The organism is Lysinibacillus sp. 10T31 (assembly GCF_056394365.1).
Window position 1 is genome coordinate 1 of sequence record NZ_JBFTHS010000071.1, and the last position, 16,896, is coordinate 16,896.

Below are 16,896 nucleotides of genomic sequence, written 5' to 3' on the forward strand. Positions count from 1 at the left end.
GATGAAACGGAATGCATATGGCTTTCGACGCTTCGATCACTTTCGAGCAAAAATCTTATTAAATTTAAAGTATAAAGATATCGGGGTTCATCTGGGTTAACGTGCTAAAAGATCACATCACCCCAACATTTGACTTAGAACCTTTATTTTTACCTTATTCCCCTATCAGTCACTCTCGGCATTCTATCCACCCTATAAAAAACACGCAAATCCATTATCAGATTTACGTGTTAAGTACTGTTATTTACTTTTGACAGATTGTCGATGTTCAATACGATGCGGCAAAATAACCGCTTCGTCCTCAACAGGCTCTTTGTTCATCAATTTCGTCAACAAGCGCATTGCGACAGCTCCGATATCGTACAGTGGTAACGCGACACTTGTTAGCTGTGGGCGAACCATGCGTGCTAATTTTGAATTTTCAAAGCTGATCACTTCGATATCCTCAGGTACATCTTTGCCTGCATCCTGCGCACCATGAATCAATCCAATTGCTAATTCATCACTACCTGCAAAATAAGCAGTTGGAGGATTTTCAAGTGAAGATAATGTTTCCCACGCCTCTAAGCCCATATCATAGCTCGATTCTTCTGCAGCGATTAGTGATTCATCTATAGGTAAACCTGCGTCTTGTAAGGCTTTTTTATAAGCTTCAAGTTTGAATTTTCCATTAATAGTATACGAAAGCGGACCTGTTACGAAAGCGATTCGCTTATGGCCATTTTGAATGAGTAATGTAATCGCCTCATAAGCTGCTTGGAAATAATCAATGTTAACAGTCGCAATTGTTTGCGATTCATCTACTGAACCTGCAAGCACAATTGGTACAGGTGAATGATCCATAGTTTGTTGCATTTTTTCAGTTACTTCATCACTCATCATAACAATACCGTCAACTTGTTTTCCTAGCATTGTATCCAGTAGTTGAAGCTCTTTATCTTCATGTTGGTCTGAGTTGGCTAAAATAATATTGTAACGATACATTGTTGCAATATCCTCTACACCACGTGCCAGCTCCGCATAAACATTGTTTGCAATATCCGGGATAATCACGCCAACTGTTGTTGTTTTCTTACTTGCTAATCCACGCGCTACTGCGTTTGGACGGTACTCTAATCGTTCAATTACTTCTAATACTTTTTTTCGTGTTGCCGGTTTTACGTTTTGATTACCATTGACTACACGAGAGACCGTTGCCATAGAAACATTTGCTTCTCTTGCAACATCATAAATTGTAACAGTCATCGTACGTGCCTCCCTTTTTCCTTTTATAGCCTTATCATACGATAATTTTCATATTCTTTTCAAGAAGCAGTATGTACATGAAAAGAAAAACCAAGTACAAATAGTACTTTTCTAGTCATTATTTTGTCACTATATAGTAAACACCGCATGCCGATTAAAGCAAGCGGTGTTTATCAACATATCAATTATACCCCGGCATAATTGCGTCTGGAATCGGCTTTGTGCTTAGGCCTGCAAATGTTTTTTGTGCGAAAGCGTAGTGTTAACGTAGCGTCAGCAACAAATGTTTTTTGTGCGAAAGCGCAGTGTTAACGTAGCGTCAGCAACAAATGTTTTTTGTGCGAAAGCGCAGTGTTAACGTAGCGTCAGCAACAAATGTTTTTTGTGCGAAAGCGCGGTGTTAACGTAGCGTCAGCAGCACCGATGTTGGTCACTCAGTCGTGTGTTGTTGTTGCTGTCGCTTCGCTTTCGCACAGATAAAACCGTGTTGCTGTCGCTTCGCTTTCGCACAGATAAAACCGTGTTGCTGACGCTTTGCTATCGCTACAGAAAATAATGCTGAAAGAAGTTATGCATTGATTTCATGGCTCTTCATGAAATTTTGTAGTGTTTTGTAGAAAGCATCAAATGTTGGAATATCCATTTGTTGTTGTGAATCAGAAAGTGCTACAGATGGATCTGGATGCACCTCTGCCATGACGCCATCAGCTCCAATAGCAATTGCTGCCTTAGCACATGGTAATAGTAAATCACGACGACCCGTTGAATGCGTTACGTCTACAAATACTGGTAAATGCGTTTCTTGTTTTAAAATTGGTACAGCAGAAATATCTAATGTGTTACGAGTTGCTTTTTCGTAAGTACGAATACCACGCTCACAAAGAATGATGTTCTCATTTCCTTTAGACATAATGTATTCTGCTGCATGAATGAATTCATCAATTGTCGCTGCTAAGCCTCGTTTTAAAAGTACAGGTTTATTTGTTGCACCTGCTGCTTTTAATAATTCGAAGTTTTGCATATTACGTGCACCAATTTGGATAACGTCGATGTAATCTAAAGCTTCCTCTAAATGACCTGGTGTAACGATTTCTGTAATAACACCTAAACCGTATTCCTCTGACACACGTTTTAAAATTTTAAGTCCTTCTAATCCAAGACCTTGGAAGTCATATGGAGAAGTACGTGGTTTATAAGCACCGCCACGAATTAACTTTTCACCTTTTGCTTTAATAGATTCTGCTACTGCTGCTACTTGCTCGTATGATTCTACAGCACATGGTCCAAATACGAAAGATGGTTTTCCTTGGCCAATTAGCTCACCATTTACATTAATGACAGTATCTTCTGATTTTTTCTTGCGAGATACAAGTAATTCTTTTTTCTTATCCGCTTCAAGTTGTTTTAAAGCTGTTTTAAAGATTTGCTTAAATATATAATCGACCGTCATTTGGTTTAATGGACCTTGATTGTGTTCTTTAATAAGATCAAGCATGTGTCGTTCACGTAATGGATCATAGCGATTCACACCTTGTTTTTCTTTGATCTTACCGATTTCATCAACTACTGTTGCACGTTCGTTAATTAGACGGAGAATTTCTAAGTTTAAACCGTCTATTTGACTACGTAAGCTTTCTAAATCTTTTTGGCTCATGCTTTCTTGCTCCTCTCCTCATGACAGACACTTTCAGAACTCTGAAATGTATGTTACATTTTTAGATATTAGCAACATTATAATCAATGTTGCACAGAATGTCACGCATTTTTAATTTAGCGCTTCAACTCGCTAAATTATATTAACATATAACGAGAAAGGAAGCGAGTACAAAGAACTCCTTTCCGATTCGTGACATCCGTCGGAGGCTTTGGCAAACACATGTTTTTTGCGCGAATGCGCAGTGCAACATAGCGTCAGCAAAGGGTTTTAGTCTGTGCGAAAGCGAAGCGACAGCAACAACACGTTGTTGGTCACTCAGGCATTTTCACAGGATATGAAGTTCTTAGCCTGAGGTCCTCTATGCTAGCTGAATTTTGCTGATAGAAGTTAATATATTACGAGAAAGGAAGCGAGTACATTGAGTTCAAAATTATTTGCACTTGATATCGGTACACGTTCTGTAGTAGGCATTATTTTAGCTGAAGATAATGACCGCTTTCACGTGGAAGACATCTTAGTAAAAGAACATAAAGAACGCGCCATGGTTGATGGTCAAATACATAATGTCATGTATGTGGCAGATTTAATCAATGAAATTAAACATGAACTTGAAGAGAAGCATGGTCCTTTAAAAAAAGTGAGTGTCGCTGCTGCTGGTCGCTCATTGAAAACAGAACAAGCAAGTGTGACAATCAATATACGCAATCGACCAATCTTTACGGAAGAAGATATAAGTCGTTTAGAACTGCAAGCTGTTCAACAGGCACAGCAACAGCTCCTTCAACACAAAGAAGACGCTAAAATAAGCCACTATTATTGTGTCGGTTATTCAGTTTTATACTACCGTTTAGATGGCGAAGAAATTGGTAGCCTACTCGATCAGCAAGGTGATGAAGCACAAATTGAAGTTATTGCTACGTTCTTGCCACGAGTTGTCGTAGAATCACTTATCGCTGCTCTTAAACGTGCGGATTTAGAAATGGATGCACTAACATTAGAACCTATTGCAGCTATTAATGTACTTATCCCACCAACAATGCGTCGTTTAAATGTGGCGCTTGTTGATATTGGTGCTGGTACATCTGATATTGCCATTACCGATAAAAGCACTGTTGTCGCATATGGCATGGTGCCAACAGCTGGTGATGAAATAACAGAGGCTTTAAGTGACCACTACTTACTCGACTTCCCTGTTGCCGAAGAAGCGAAGCGTCAACTGCAAACAGAAGAAGACATTTTAATTCAGGATATTTTAGGCTTTGATCAATATTATCCGAAACAAGAGGTTCTTCAAGCAATTGGGCCTACTGTTAAGCAACTTGCAAAAGCCATCGGGGAAGAAATTTTACGCCTTAATAATCAGACAGCTCCTAAGGCGGTAATGCTTGTCGGTGGAGGTAGCTTAACACCAAATCTTACAGCCGAACTTGGACTAGTACTAGATTTACCTGCCAATCGCATTGCCGTTCGAGGGATCGACGCCATTCAAAACTTAACGAAGGAAGATCATATTAAAGCATCCCCTGAATTGGTGACCCCAATCGGTATAGCTATCGCAGCAAAAAAAATGCCTATTCAATATATGAGTCTAACCGTTAATGAACAAGTAGTTCGCCTTTTTGAATTAAAGGAAATGACTGTTGCAGATGCATTTTTAGCAGCCAATATTCGAGCAAAGCAGTTATATGGAAAACCTGGACATGGATTATCAGTGAATGTTAATGGACAAGATATTTTCATCCCTGGTGGTCATGGTCAACCGGCAGAAATTTTAGTAAATGGTCATCAGGCATCCACAAAAACGATGATTAAAACAGGCGATGCCATCCAGCTAATTGAAGGCCAAGACGGTCAGCCAGCTAATGCTACGGTGAGAGATATTGTAGATGATGCTGCCATTAAAACAGTGACAATTCAACATACAAAATATGTAATTGAACCACAAATAACGGTTAATGGTTCTCCTACATCACTCGATAGTGCATTAAATGATCGTGATGTTGTTATGTTTGAAATAGCTGAAACAGTCGAGGATGTATTTAAGCTTACAAATAATTGGGAGTTATTAAAACAATTTGAGTCATTTTATATTCAAGTAGACGGAAAACCACTTTATTTACCAGAGTTTTCAGCTCATTTAATGATTAATGGTAAACCATCTAAAATGTCATATGCTGTCCAAGATGGTGATGATATTACATTTCAGCAACAAACATTCCCTAACGTTCAACTGATTGCTGACCAAATGAATGTTTTACTTGAGGATAAAATCATCATACACTTTCAAAACGAGGTGTTAGAGCTAAAGAAGATGGCCAACGAAGTTCTCGTTAATCGTGTAGTGGTATCACCTCTTTCAACTGTTCCAAATGGAGCAATAATTTCTTTTAAAGAAAAAGACCGAAGTCGTTGGATTTACCAGGATGTGTTCCGCTTCTCTAATTGGCAACTACCTACTACATTTAAAGGTAATTTTACAATTTTACGAAATGGTCAACCGGCAAGCTTCGATATGGAGATTTTCGGCGGAGATAAATTAGAGATTTTACTAGAAAAAGCGCCCATATCTGAACAAATGCGCTAAAGCGCTCGTTTACATCCGACAAGCGCTGGAGAGCCCGAAGCAAAAGTAAACGCTCTACCACTTTTGCCCGAGGGATCGAAGCGACCTCGAGGATGTAGCGTTTTAGCCTAGACGACGACTTTGCTCTAGATTATCCACAGGCAAAAAATCCATAGTTTCCTTAACAATAAAAAAGGGATACGTTACATCTTTGATAAGATGTAATGTATCCCTTTTATCTATTATGCGCGAACTTCTTCACTTTTTTCTTCAGCTTGTCCCTTTTCTTCAGTAGCATCCTCTGCTTTAGGTTCTTCACTAGGAATGAAATCTTCCAGTGGCTCTTCACCCTCAAAAGAAACAGTACCATCGTCAAAAACAGTTGGTGCTTTTGCTGATTTTAATATTTTTACTTTCTCTACTAATTGTGTAGATTGTTCTTGAATTTGTTTAGATAATTGAACCGTTTTATCTTTAGCAGTTGTCGAGAAATCTGCACTCTTATCTTTTAAGTTAACAGCTTGTACTGCTACATCGCTACGTAAATCTTTTCCTGATTTTGGAGCTAGTAATAAGCCTGCAGCTGCACCTACTATACCCCCAACTAATGCGCCAATAACAAAATCCTTCATGTTCACTCGCTCCTCTTCATAGATCGACTCTTGCGGTTGATAAAGCTGTGGCAATGAACTTTCAAGTTGTTGTTCCTTCACTTCATTATAATTTGGCTTTTGAGTTGTCATGCAACAATTCCTCCCCATCTTATTATCTAATTTGCTTAGACTGGTTGTCCATCTGCTTTCGCGGATGCATTCTTCAACATATGCTTAAGACTTTATTTTTATTCCGTTGACATTTAATGCCACCGAATAATAATTATTTTTTGCGACCCCATTTTCTTTTCGGTTTTTCCGACTGATCTGATTCAGAAGAATAAAAATCTTCATGAATCACCTCATTGGCCTGATCGATAATTTTACGATTCTTCCACTTATCTGCAATGCCTATTGCGACATTACTCCATTGAACAACTTGTGCAATTTTTTCTTCATTTTGTTCCACAGTTTTAGAAATTGAAGAAGTAATTTGCTGTACAGATGTATTTAAACCATTTACCGAGTCGCCAATTCCTTTGACTGCATGAACAACGGAATTTAACTGTTCAGATTTTTCTTGAATATCCTCTGCCAAGCTATTTGTTTTGGATAGTAAGGAAGTCGTTTCACGTGTAATACCTTCCATTTGTCCTTCAATACCCGATAATGTTCCAGCTAAACTGTTAAGGATTGGTTTGAGCGAAAATAATGTCATTCCAACGCTCACACAAAAAATTAAAAAACCGATTGCTGCGATTATTGCTGCAATATACAAAATAACTTCCATAACTAGACCTCCTACAAGTAAAAATTCTCTTTACTATTCATTTCCTTAAATTCGACAAAAAAAACTGAATTCCTCCTCATTTTTGAGAAAAAACAGCTTATTCCTTGCGGACTAAGCTGTTTCGTTGTTCTTTAGCACGTCTTCAAAAGCATCTTGGAATTTGTGAACATCGCCTGCGCCCATAAATAAAAATACTGCGCCCTTATGCTTTGTTAACACTTCAATTCCTTCAGTGGTAATCACTGCACTGCCTTCAATTAAAGACGCTAAATCTTGGATTGAAAGTGCGCCTTGTGTTTCCCTTGCAGAGCCAAAAATATCACATAAGTATGCTGTATCTGCAAGACTTAGACTATCCGCAAAATCCTGTAAAAAAGCTTGTGTACGTGTAAATGTATGTGGTTGGAAAATAGCTACTAGCTCACGATCTGGAAACTTTTGTCGTGCTGATTGAACCGTTGCACGGATTTCAGTTGGATGGTGTGCATAGTCATCTATTAAAACATTATTCCCAATATCCGTTTCTGTAAAACGTCTTTTTACACCTTTGTATGTGTTTAAACGTTCTTGAACGATTTCTGGTGAAATACCTTCATATTGACAAAGTGTAATAACAGCTAAAGTATTTAATACCGCATGATCCCCAAACAATGGGATAAAGAATGTACTATAAAATTCATTGCGGACAAATACATCAAATTTTGTACCCTTAGTTGTTTTTTCAACATTACGAGCCTCAAAATCATTTTCAGCCCCAAAACCGTAATAAACAACAGGTACTTTCGCTTGAATACGTTGTAGATGTTCATCATCACCGCAAGCAATAATTGCTTTTTTAACTTGCAATGCTAATGATTGAAACGCTGAATAAACATCCTCTATGTTTGCAAAATAATCTGGATGATCAAAATCAATATTAGTCATTACAGCGTAATCGGGATTGTAAGCTAAAAAGTGTCGACGGTATTCACATGCTTCCATTACAAAGAAGTCAGCATTTTCATGCCCAGCTCCTGTTCCATCACCGATTAAATAAGAAGTTGGTTTATACCCACCTACAACATGAGACATTAAGCCTGTCGTAGATGTTTTACCATGTGCACCAGTAATAGCAATCGACGTATAATTACCAATATATTCACCTAAAAATTTATGGTAGCGAATAACTTCTACACCGATTTCACGAGCTCGCTCTAATTCAGGATGGTCATCAGGAAATGCGTTCCCCGCAATAACTGTCATACCATCTTTAATATTATCTGCATTAAATGTAAAAATTGGAATATTACGATCACGTAACGGCTGTTCCGTGAAGAAATATTTATCAACATCTGAGCCCTGTACTTGTTCACCAGCATCAAATAAGATTTGTGCAAGTGAACTCATGCCAGAACCTTTAATGCCTGTGAAATGAAAAACTGTCATTAATTAAACCCCCCGGGAATTCAATATCCCTTCTATCATCTATTAGGTGTATCGTATTTTCCACTAATTATTAGGTATTAATACCTTTGTAAGTACTAAAAAATACGTACTAATCATCACATCTCGTCTATTATAGCACTATTTATGCATAAGGATAAATGTGTAACTTTTCTAAAAATACTAATTTTGGCGTGAATAAGATAATCTATACGAAAACAATGTAATTCTTATTCAAACATAGCAATTATATCTTCTTCTGTAATGTAACTTTCTCGTGGTTTACTGCCACGTGCCTCAGACACAAAGCCATGCGATTCCAACATATCGATTAAACGCGCAGCACGATTATAGCCAATATGATATTTGCGCTGAATTAAGGAAGTAGAAGCTCCTCCCTGCTCATAGACAAATCGACATACATCCTCGAACAGTTCATCTTGCTCCGCGGAAACTTCAGTCTTCTTTAAAAGTTCCTCTTGATCGAATATATAATCAGGTTCTCCTTGCTCACGAACATGCTCAATGATCGCTTCAATTTCATCATCTGTCACAAATGTCCCCTGCAAACGCACCGGAGCAGACATACCATTACCTAAATATAGCATATCGCCTCGTCCAAGCAATCTTTCTGCACCTTGCGCATCTAAAATTGTACGTGAATCGATTTGTGAAGATACTGCAAAAGCAATACGTGTAGGAATATTTGATTTAATAAGCCCTGTAATAACGTCAACAGACGGTCTTTGAGTTGCAACAATTAAATGGATACCACAAGCACGTGCCTTTTGAGCAATACGACAAATCGCCTCCTCTACATCTGCAGGAGACATCATCATTAAATCTGCCAATTCATCAATGACAATTAGAATATACGGTAATTTTAAGCTATGTTCATTATTTTTATCCGCAATAGCATTATAACGTGTAATATCACGTGCACCCGCATGTGCAAATAACTGATAACGTCGCTCCATTTCCTCCACTGCCCATTTCAGTGCCGCTGTAGCAGCCTTAACATCTGTGATAACTGGGCTAACTAAATGTGGAATATGATTAAACGGTGCTAATTCTACCATTTTAGGATCGATAAGCATCAGCTTTAATTCATGTGGTGCAGCTTTATATAATAAACTAACCAAAATTGAATTGATACAAACTGATTTACCAGAACCTGTAGCTCCGGCAATTAAGCCATGTGGCATTTTTCGTAAATCAATGGTTACAGGCTTCCCTGTTAAATCCAGACCCAATGCTGCTTCTAACGGTGAATCTGACTCGAGGAAAGAAGCACTATTTGTCACTTCCGATAATCGAACAGCGCGAGATACACGGTTCGGTATCTCAATGCCAATTGAGCTCTTCCCAGGAATCGGTGCTTGGATGCGGATATCTTTCGCTGCCAATGCAAGCTTCAAATCATCTGATAGATTGCGGATTTTGCTAACCTTTGTACCATGACTCACGGTTATTTCAAATTGTGTCACGGCAGGTCCTTGCATAATGGATTCTATTTGGGCTGAGACTTGGAAATAAGACAAAGCTTCGACCAATGTATCTCCCTGTTGCTCCATCCACTCAGTATCTTGTGTTTTTTCCTCAGGTGGCTCTAAAAACTCATCTTCTGGCTTTTGATACACATGAACAGGTTTTCGAGGTGTTTCCTGTACTAGATCTTCCACTAATGTTTCATCTAATATGGAAGGTTGCTCTGGATACTCCTCTTTATCAATAGAAATTTCCTCAGGAATAACTATATTCTCGGTAGTAAGCTCTTGTTCAGTAGTTGTTTCAACTTCCATTTCGGTAGTTGCCGAAATTTCGTCGGAGCTCTCAATATCAATCACTGTCTTTTCTAATGTCGAAACGTTAGACATTGATGATACTGGCGCCATTGTAATGACTGATACACTTTCAGTTGCATCATTGAATGGAGCAGTATTTTGAATAAGAACCTCGTTTTCCTCTGTCGACTGTGTAGCTGTTTTATTGTCCAGCTCTAAYTTGCTAATCTCTAAATCTATAGATTGTGGCACTTGTTCTTTATCGGATGGAGTAGTATTTTCAATAGAAACCTCATTTTCCTYCGTCGATTGTGGTGCTACATTGTTGACCAGCTCTAACTCACTAATCTCTAAATCTATAGATTGTGGCAGTTCGTTATTAGATGGCACTAATTGAGGTTCTGCATCCAACATAATAAGCTCAGAAGAAGGCTCCTGTTCCCCTTGGCCACTTTCAACAATTGTTGATGTCGGGTTCGTATCTTTTAATTGCTGTTGAATTCTCCATTTCTCTTTATCCGTTTTTAGCATTAAAACATTAAATGGAATGCCACTTTTTTCTTTCTTTTCTACAGATTGCTCTTGTAAAGACTGTTCTTGCAACACATCTTGCTTATCCTCTTCATTCATTGGTGGCTGGACTACTGTAAGTTCACCAATGTGGAAGGTAGAATTTTCGATTTGTACTTGTTCTACAATTACTTCTTTTACATGGATTTCTGATTGATCAGCTGAAAGTTGTTCAACATTCAGCTCATGCTGAACGGCTTCTTTCACTTGATTTTCAAATTCTACGGCAAAAGAAGTTGTTTGTGTTACAGGTAATTCCGTCGTCGTTTTATCACTATGATAATTTATTTCGTCTGTTAATTTATCATCAAAAGTAATCGGTTGCTTTGCAGGTGCTTCAATTGTTTCAATGATTTCAAGCTGTTCTGATTCATCTTTCCGAACTGCGCTAAAAGGCTCTTTTTCTTCTAGTATATTTTCAATAGCCTCATTTGTTGTCGCTTCTTTTAAAGACTTAGATACTGTAGGTATTTCTAACTCTTTCTCGTCGTGCTCTTCCTTCCGTTTCTCTAATAATTGCTCAATTGGGCTTGGCTTAGAAAAACCATAAACTGGTGATGGAACATCACTTGGTACAAAACGCTTGCGATTTTCGGGTAAAACACTTTCATCTGCTTTTTCTAATTGATAATTCGTATTTTTAGGTGGCGTCGGTAACTCATTTTGCGCATCTCGAAAAACAAGACTTGCTTTTGAACGGTTCTCCTGTTCAGGCTGACTTCGTGTAATCGTCGTTCTACCAGTTCTCTTCGTCCGATTTGCTAATAGATCTCGAATACCTGAAACCTCAATATCATAAACACTCGAATCTACAATATGATTATTTAAATGCCTCGGTAGCGATAAATCTTCAATTTGTCCGGAGTATGCATCGTCCATTTGATTGAATGCTTCTTTTGATGGTGGTGCTGATGGTGAAGCCGAAAATTCCTCATCCTCTATTAACGGAAAACGAAAAGTTTTTTGCTTTGCTTCAGTTGCTTCTTTATATGAAGCCAACTGCTCGGATTGTTCTTCTTCATAGTCATCATAAAACTCTTCATATTCGTAATCATTGTCATCTTTATTTAAAATTTTATTCACTTGTTTTTTTAACCAATTCACTTTGTTCACTCATTTCTCTTACACTTCATTTATAGCATTAACTAAATAAATTATGCCTCGACATAATTGTTGCTGTCGCACAGAAAAAAACTGTTGCTGACGCTTCGCTTTCGCTACAGAAAATACTTGCTGAAAGAAGTTAAATGTCTATAACAAAAAGCATACCATAAAAATGTATTAGAAACTTGTATTAAGAGACTCATTCTCCACAAAAAAATCGTTATGCTACTAGCATATTAGTAGCATAACGATTTTAAGTACATATAATCAATTTTGTCTTGGCAAATTGTTGCTGTCGCTGCGCTTTCGCACAGATAAAACATTGTTGCTGTCGCTGCGCTTTCGCACAGCTGAACAGTGCTTCCGAAAGACTTATCTAGTTGGTGCCTCAAACGCACTACCAGTTTTCGCATCTTCCGGTAATACTAAAATTCCTTTTTCAGAAGGTGCATTTGGTATTGCTAATTCGCGTGCTGAACATAACATACCGTATGATTCAACACCACGCAAATTACCTTCTTTAATAAGCATTCCAGAAGGCATCACTGCACCAATCTTTGCTACAACAACCTTTTGACCTGCTTCCACATTTGGTGCACCACATACAATTTGTAACGTCTCTTCACCTACGTTTACAGAACAAATGCTTAATTTATCAGCATTTGGATGCTTGTCCTTTGTTTCTACATAACCTACGACAAATTTTGGAGAAAAGTCTACATCAAGGCCAATTACAGCTCCATTTTTTGCAATAGCTGCCTCTAGCTGTGCTACTAATTCTGGAGTAACTTCAACTAGACCTTTTGCATCAGTTTGTATATAGTTGCTGGCATTAAATAAATTAAATGCTTTAATTTCTCCTGTTTGTGCTTCCTTTAAAATAGCTATATCACCTGCACGTTCTACCTCTGTCTTCACGATTGATTCTGTTGCTAATTGTACTAGCAATACATCTCCTACATGCGCTTTGTTGTAAAATACATTCATTGTTTCTCTTGCTCCTTTTTAACTCTGTTTTTTGCTAATATAAAGATCGGTTCTAGCTCCCCATCTTCATAAATAAAAGATAATGACGTGATCGGTACAGTACCGACAGCAAAGAAATGCATCGTCATCTGCGCTAATACATCATACCCTGTTTCATTACGAATATCACCTACTATTAATACATCCTGATGTGGCACAGATAACGTCATGTCACCTTCAATGTTAGTCTGCATTTCTTTCAAAAAGCTTTCATTTAAAATTCGACTTGCATCGTAGCCATCATTAGCATTAACAAAATAGAAAACATTCCCTGCAACTTCGTCTTTTTTATAAACTGTTGGTAGTTGCTTTACAGAAAATCGTGCCATTTCACGAACTTGCTCTACTGTTAATTGTAGTACCTCTAACATGGATTCATCAATAAAACGATAGGTTTTTCCTAAATCAAGCGCATAAAAAATACGTGTTTCAGCTGTATGCTCAGTAGTAATGAATGCATGTCCCTCCTTCGAGGCTTGAGGGTAGGATGTTGCGCGTATAACTGGATAAATTTGTGTAGTAGCTTGGAATCCTTGTTCCTTCTCTTGCTCCATAGCATTAAAAGTCTGCTCGATAGTATAAACAACTTCATCGATTGCAGCCCCTTGCTTGTCATTATATTTTGCTAAAATGCCTGGTAGAGATAGCTCCATCCCTTTACCAATTTTTTTATGGTTTAGGCGTAATTTATCGTGCTTTTTATCATATTCAAAATCAAACTTTTCCTCATTCAATTGTTGTTTTAATAGGGTCACAAGTTGTTCTGATTTAATTTGTTTCACCTAGCTCACATCCTTTCTTCTAAATTAATGTATTTTTGGCGTAATTACCGCAGTCGCGCAGAAATAAATTGTCAACTGGGTACCCTTCGAAAATGAATTATACCCTTATTCAGCTCTTCTACAATAGAGGTAAAGTCTATTGTAGCTTAATATGGTCAATTATGCAGAGGCATAATTCCGTGACATCAGCCGGAGGCTTTGGGCCAACAAATGTTTTTTGTGCGAATGTGTAGTGCTAATGCAGCATCAGCAACTTGTTTTGTCTGTGCTACGCTTTCGGTACAGAAGACATCTGTAACTGCCGTTTCACTTACGTTACATAAAACATTTGTAACTGCCGTTTCACTTACTTTACATAAAACATTTGTAGCTGACGCTTCGTTTTGCTACTGAAAATAATTGCTGAAAGAAGTTAAATGATGAGAAAACGGCTCACATATTTGTGAACCGCTCTGTTCAAAAATATCCAATTATCTGTTTTTCTATTTTAAAAAAATTATTTTAAAGTTGCAACTTTACTATCCTTTACTATTCCAGTATCACTAATCAAAAGACACTAATCTTGTGCTAATGTGAATAAATATTGGCCAATAAGAAGCGATACTATATGCTCGAACATCATCTGACGACTTACTAACCCTTGTGTGAAAACGCCTACAGCTCCCTCACCTTGTCGGATATCTCGGCGTTGTGTATAGTGCTCCATTACAGGCCCAAGTTCCTTCCCAGCTCTTATTTCCTGGGCAATTTCTTCTGGTAATATAATTTGTGCGCCAGCAGCTGTATAAGTTGTGCCATTTGATACCGTAAGTGCTCCCCAGTTACAAACGTACATAACACCATCAATTTCAGTCACTCCACCCTCTAATCCAAACGATAATTGGGCACCCGTCTCTTTAATTGCGTTTTTCGAACGGTTTATTGCTCCCAATCGTGTTTCTTCATGAGTCATCGGTTGATCAGATACTTGTGAAGCAGCCTTAACGTAGGTGAAATTCGGTTTATCAAAATATTTTCTAGCTATAACTTCAACTGCCTCTGTTTTTGCTTTGTTTGTTGTACCAATAGTTATGTTCATTTTCTTAATCCCTCTTTCTTCGCATAGAAAAAGATGCCCCTAAAGGCATCTTTTAACTTCTTTCAGTGGAATCACTTTACACATTAGCGCGAATCGTTGCTAATGTCGAACGATCTGCTTTTTTCACTAGTTCCACAATTAAAGCTTTTGCAGCTGCATAGTCATCAATATGAATAATTGACGCAGATGTATGAATATAGCGTGAGCAAACACCAATTACTGCACTAGGAACACCGTCATTTGCCGTGTGCACACGTCCTGCATCCGTACCACCTTGTGATACAAAATACTGATAAGGGATATTATTCGTTTCCGCAGTATCTAAGATGAATTCACGCATGCCTCTATGTGTAACCATCGTACGGTCAAGAATACGTAATAATGTCCCTTTTCCAAGCTGACCAAATTGATTTTTTTCTCCTGACATATCATTTGCAGGTGAAGCATCTAGAGCAAAGAATAAATCCGGTTTAATCATATTTGCGGACACTTGAGCACCTCGCAGACCAACTTCTTCCATTACATTGGCACCTGAATATAAATGCGAAGCTAACTTTTCACCTTTTACTTCTTTCATCAATTCAATTGCCAATCCACAGCCATAGCGGTTGTCCCAAGCTTTGGCCATAATTTTTTTCGGATTAGCCATTGGTGTAAATGGGCAGACAGGGATAATTGATTGACCTGGACGAACGCCAAGCGCAATAGCATCTTCTTTATTGTCTGCGCCAACATCTATAAGCATATTTTTAATATCCATCGGTTTAGAACGTTCAGCATCTGTTAATAAATGTGGTGGTATTGATGAAATTACGCCAGGAATTGCACCGTTTTTGGTAAATACCTCAACTCGTTGCGCTAGCATTACCTGGTTCCACCAACCACCTAATGTTTGAAAGCGGATCATCCCGTTATCAGTAATAGAAGTAACCATGAATGCCACTTCATCCATATGACCAGCAACTAACACTTTTGGTGCATCAGCAACTTCACTATGCTTCACACCGAAAATACCCCCTAAATTATCCTGAACGATCTCATCCGAGTACTTTTCCAACTCAGAACGCATGAACGCACGTACCGCATGTTCATTACCCGGCGCGCCTGGTAATTCTGTTAATGTTTTAAATAATTGTAATGTTTCCTCATTCATGATGACTCTCTCTCCCCACGAAGTAGAATATTCTTCCTTGCCATTGTAACATATTTATCTATATTCATCAGAAAACTCACATTTTTCAATGAGTAACAAGATAAATGATAGTTGTAGTTCATCTTCAAAGTTTATACCCAAATTTGCTCTGTGCAAAAGCGAAGCATCCGCGCAATTTCCAAATTCGAAATATTGATACATTTCCTAAAAAGTGCTAAAGTGTGAACGTGCATTCACTCTGTATGCTATGTTAAAATGGAGCTATAGAAAAAGGAGGAAAAAAGCATGAAATTACGTGATTTTTTAATTGGTGTTGCTACTGGCCTAGCTGCCGCAGTCATTGTTAAAGAAGCAAGTGAAAAGGTTTCTCCGTATGTACCTGCAGGACAAGTACTTGAAAACATAAAAAAAGAATTTAAAAAGGATTCACCGATTGACGGTTCTTGGATTTTTATGAAAACTGACAATTTCTCAAACGGCATTATGACTATTCCAGTATACCGTGGAGGTATCTCTCGTATGCATGAGGGCGAAATGCAAACATTTGAATTTGCTGCTGACGCTCGCTCAGGTGTAGTAGTAGAGCTAACAGAAGTATAACTTTACTCAGTAATACACGAACAAATATTATAGAACCCTACAAAAGAAGCCATCTCATTTATTTGAGATGGTTTCTTTGTACAGAGTTATATACATGCTAAGTAATGTGGTTGATTGGAGTGGAGACTGGGCGACTCCTTGGGGATCAGCGATATAGAGGAACGAAGGCTAAAAGCATCACGTCCTGTGATAACGCCTTCGTGACCAACATCCTGTTGGCCCGAGACCCTGGAGCGAGCATCGCGAGTGAAGCGGCTCATCGGACGCCCCCAGGAAAGCGCCCAGTCGGAACGGAAATCAACCTCTCGCTTTGCCGAAGAGCCATACTTTATTTAATAGGGTCTATAGTTTTTCAACAACTTGAAAAAGCCATCTCAGTCATTTAAACTGTACCCTATAAGATAGACACTTTGAAAAAAGTCTATCCTATAGGGTACTTTTGTTTATAATGAGAAAAAAGATGTCGGAGCGAAATGAAATGACGAAAAGATTATTTACTAAAAAAGAGCAAGAACAACTAAACTGTAAT

General features: G+C 38.2%; 15 protein-coding genes. 4 read left to right on the forward strand and 11 right to left on the reverse strand.

Going from position 1 to position 16,896, the window contains the following annotated elements:
• Positions 1–240 precede the first annotated feature (240 nt).
• Both ccpA and AC1DCY_RS24690 read right to left on the reverse strand, forming a co-directional pair.
• A complete protein-coding gene (ccpA, locus tag AC1DCY_RS24685) occupies positions 241–1,245 on the reverse strand; it encodes a catabolite control protein A (RefSeq protein WP_477354615.1) in 1,005 nt (334 codons plus the stop codon).
• 568 nt (positions 1,246–1,813) lie between these two features.
• Positions 1,814–2,899 (reverse strand): bifunctional 3-deoxy-7-phosphoheptulonate synthase/chorismate mutase, encoded by a 1,086-nt coding sequence (locus AC1DCY_RS24690; RefSeq protein ID WP_477354618.1) that lies wholly within the window; start codon positions 2,897–2,899, stop codon positions 1,814–1,816.
• Positions 2,900–3,320: 421 nt separating this feature from the next.
• Between AC1DCY_RS24690 and AC1DCY_RS24695 the strand changes: the two genes are divergently transcribed.
• Positions 3,321–5,486 carry a cell division FtsA domain-containing protein gene (locus tag AC1DCY_RS24695; protein ID WP_477354621.1) on the forward strand — a complete coding sequence of 722 codons (2,166 nt, stop codon included), beginning with the start codon at positions 3,321–3,323 and terminating at the stop codon, positions 5,484–5,486.
• Positions 5,487–5,707: 221 nt separating this feature from the next.
• Here the strand turns inward: AC1DCY_RS24695 and AC1DCY_RS24700 are convergent, their stop codons facing one another.
• The 7 genes from AC1DCY_RS24700 to AC1DCY_RS24730 form a co-directional block, all read right to left on the reverse strand.
• Positions 5,708–6,208: a YtxH domain-containing protein gene (locus tag AC1DCY_RS24700; protein WP_477354624.1), complete on the reverse strand. Its 501-nt coding sequence runs from the start codon at positions 6,206–6,208 to the stop codon at positions 5,708–5,710.
• A gap of 133 nt (positions 6,209–6,341) precedes the next feature.
• Positions 6,342–6,848, reverse strand: coding sequence for a DUF948 domain-containing protein (locus AC1DCY_RS24705; protein ID WP_477354627.1), 507 nt, complete (start codon positions 6,846–6,848; stop codon positions 6,342–6,344).
• Positions 6,849–6,959: 111 nt separating this feature from the next.
• Positions 6,960–8,273: a UDP-N-acetylmuramate--L-alanine ligase gene (gene murC / locus AC1DCY_RS24710; RefSeq protein WP_477354630.1), complete on the reverse strand. Its 1,314-nt coding sequence runs from the start codon at positions 8,271–8,273 to the stop codon at positions 6,960–6,962.
• A 227-nt stretch (positions 8,274–8,500) separates the two neighbouring features.
• Complete coding sequence (locus AC1DCY_RS24715) at positions 8,501–11,728, reverse strand: DNA translocase FtsK (protein ID WP_477354633.1); 3,228 nt, start codon at positions 11,726–11,728, stop codon at positions 8,501–8,503.
• Between the two features lie 236 nt (positions 11,729–11,964).
• Entirely contained in the window at positions 11,965–12,120 is a 156-nt protein-coding gene (locus AC1DCY_RS24720) for a hypothetical protein (protein ID WP_477354635.1), read from the reverse strand.
• Positions 12,101–12,715 (reverse strand): YtpR family tRNA-binding protein, encoded by a 615-nt coding sequence (ytpR, locus tag AC1DCY_RS24725; RefSeq protein WP_477354638.1) that lies wholly within the window; start codon positions 12,713–12,715, stop codon positions 12,101–12,103. The genes AC1DCY_RS24720 and ytpR overlap by 20 nt, the downstream gene beginning before the upstream one ends.
• A complete protein-coding gene (locus AC1DCY_RS24730; RefSeq protein ID WP_477354640.1) occupies positions 12,712–13,536 on the reverse strand; it encodes a DUF1444 domain-containing protein in 825 nt (274 codons plus the stop codon). The genes ytpR and AC1DCY_RS24730 overlap by 4 nt, the downstream gene beginning before the upstream one ends.
• A 210-nt stretch (positions 13,537–13,746) precedes the next feature.
• Between AC1DCY_RS24730 and AC1DCY_RS24735 the strand changes: the two genes are divergently transcribed.
• Positions 13,747–13,929 carry a hypothetical protein gene (locus AC1DCY_RS24735; protein ID WP_477354643.1) on the forward strand — a complete coding sequence of 61 codons (183 nt, stop codon included), beginning with the start codon at positions 13,747–13,749 and terminating at the stop codon, positions 13,927–13,929.
• A 163-nt stretch (positions 13,930–14,092) separates the two neighbouring features.
• Here the strand turns inward: AC1DCY_RS24735 and AC1DCY_RS24740 are convergent, their stop codons facing one another.
• Positions 14,093–14,614, reverse strand: a complete 522-nt coding sequence (locus AC1DCY_RS24740; RefSeq protein WP_477354646.1) for a DUF84 family protein — start codon at positions 14,612–14,614, stop codon at positions 14,093–14,095.
• A 76-nt stretch (positions 14,615–14,690) separates the two neighbouring features.
• Entirely contained in the window at positions 14,691–15,767 is a 1,077-nt protein-coding gene (locus AC1DCY_RS24745; RefSeq protein WP_427425548.1) for a M42 family metallopeptidase, read from the reverse strand.
• A gap of 285 nt (positions 15,768–16,052) precedes the next feature.
• On the opposite strand from AC1DCY_RS24745, the gene AC1DCY_RS24750 reads away from it, so the two are divergent.
• Together AC1DCY_RS24750 and AC1DCY_RS24755 are read left to right on the forward strand one after the other, a co-directional pair.
• Positions 16,053–16,367, forward strand: coding sequence for a hypothetical protein (locus tag AC1DCY_RS24750; protein WP_132357247.1), 315 nt, complete (start codon positions 16,053–16,055; stop codon positions 16,365–16,367).
• Between the two features lie 119 nt (positions 16,368–16,486).
• Complete coding sequence (locus AC1DCY_RS24755; protein ID WP_477354649.1) at positions 16,487–16,753, forward strand: hypothetical protein; 267 nt, start codon at positions 16,487–16,489, stop codon at positions 16,751–16,753.
• Positions 16,754–16,896: the final 143 nt, after the last annotated feature.

What these genes read in the sequence shown, in the direction of transcription:
- ccpA (WP_477354615.1), bottom strand. Translation starts at nt 1,245, where the DNA reads ATGACTGTTACAATTTATGATGTTGCAAGAGAAGCAAATGTTTCTATG.
- AC1DCY_RS24690 (WP_477354618.1), bottom strand. Translation starts at nt 2,899, where the DNA reads ATGAGCCAAAAAGATTTAGAAAGCTTACGTAGTCAAATAGACGGTTTA.
- AC1DCY_RS24700 (WP_477354624.1), bottom strand. Translation starts at nt 6,208, where the DNA reads ATGACAACTCAAAAGCCAAATTATAATGAAGTGAAGGAACAACAACTT.
- AC1DCY_RS24705 (WP_477354627.1), bottom strand. Translation starts at nt 6,848, where the DNA reads ATGGAAGTTATTTTGTATATTGCAGCAATAATCGCAGCAATCGGTTTT.
- murC (WP_477354630.1), bottom strand. Translation starts at nt 8,273, where the DNA reads ATGACAGTTTTTCATTTCACAGGCATTAAAGGTTCTGGCATGAGTTCA.
- ytpR (WP_477354638.1), bottom strand. Translation starts at nt 12,715, where the DNA reads ATGAATGTATTTTACAACAAAGCGCATGTAGGAGATGTATTGCTAGTA.
- AC1DCY_RS24735 (WP_477354643.1), top strand. Translation starts at nt 13,747, where the DNA reads ATGTTTTTTGTGCGAATGTGTAGTGCTAATGCAGCATCAGCAACTTGT.
- AC1DCY_RS24740 (WP_477354646.1), bottom strand. Translation starts at nt 14,614, where the DNA reads ATGAACATAACTATTGGTACAACAAACAAAGCAAAAACAGAGGCAGTT.
- AC1DCY_RS24745 (WP_427425548.1), bottom strand. Translation starts at nt 15,767, where the DNA reads ATGAATGAGGAAACATTACAATTATTTAAAACATTAACAGAATTACCA.
- AC1DCY_RS24750 (WP_132357247.1), top strand. Translation starts at nt 16,053, where the DNA reads ATGAAATTACGTGATTTTTTAATTGGTGTTGCTACTGGCCTAGCTGCC.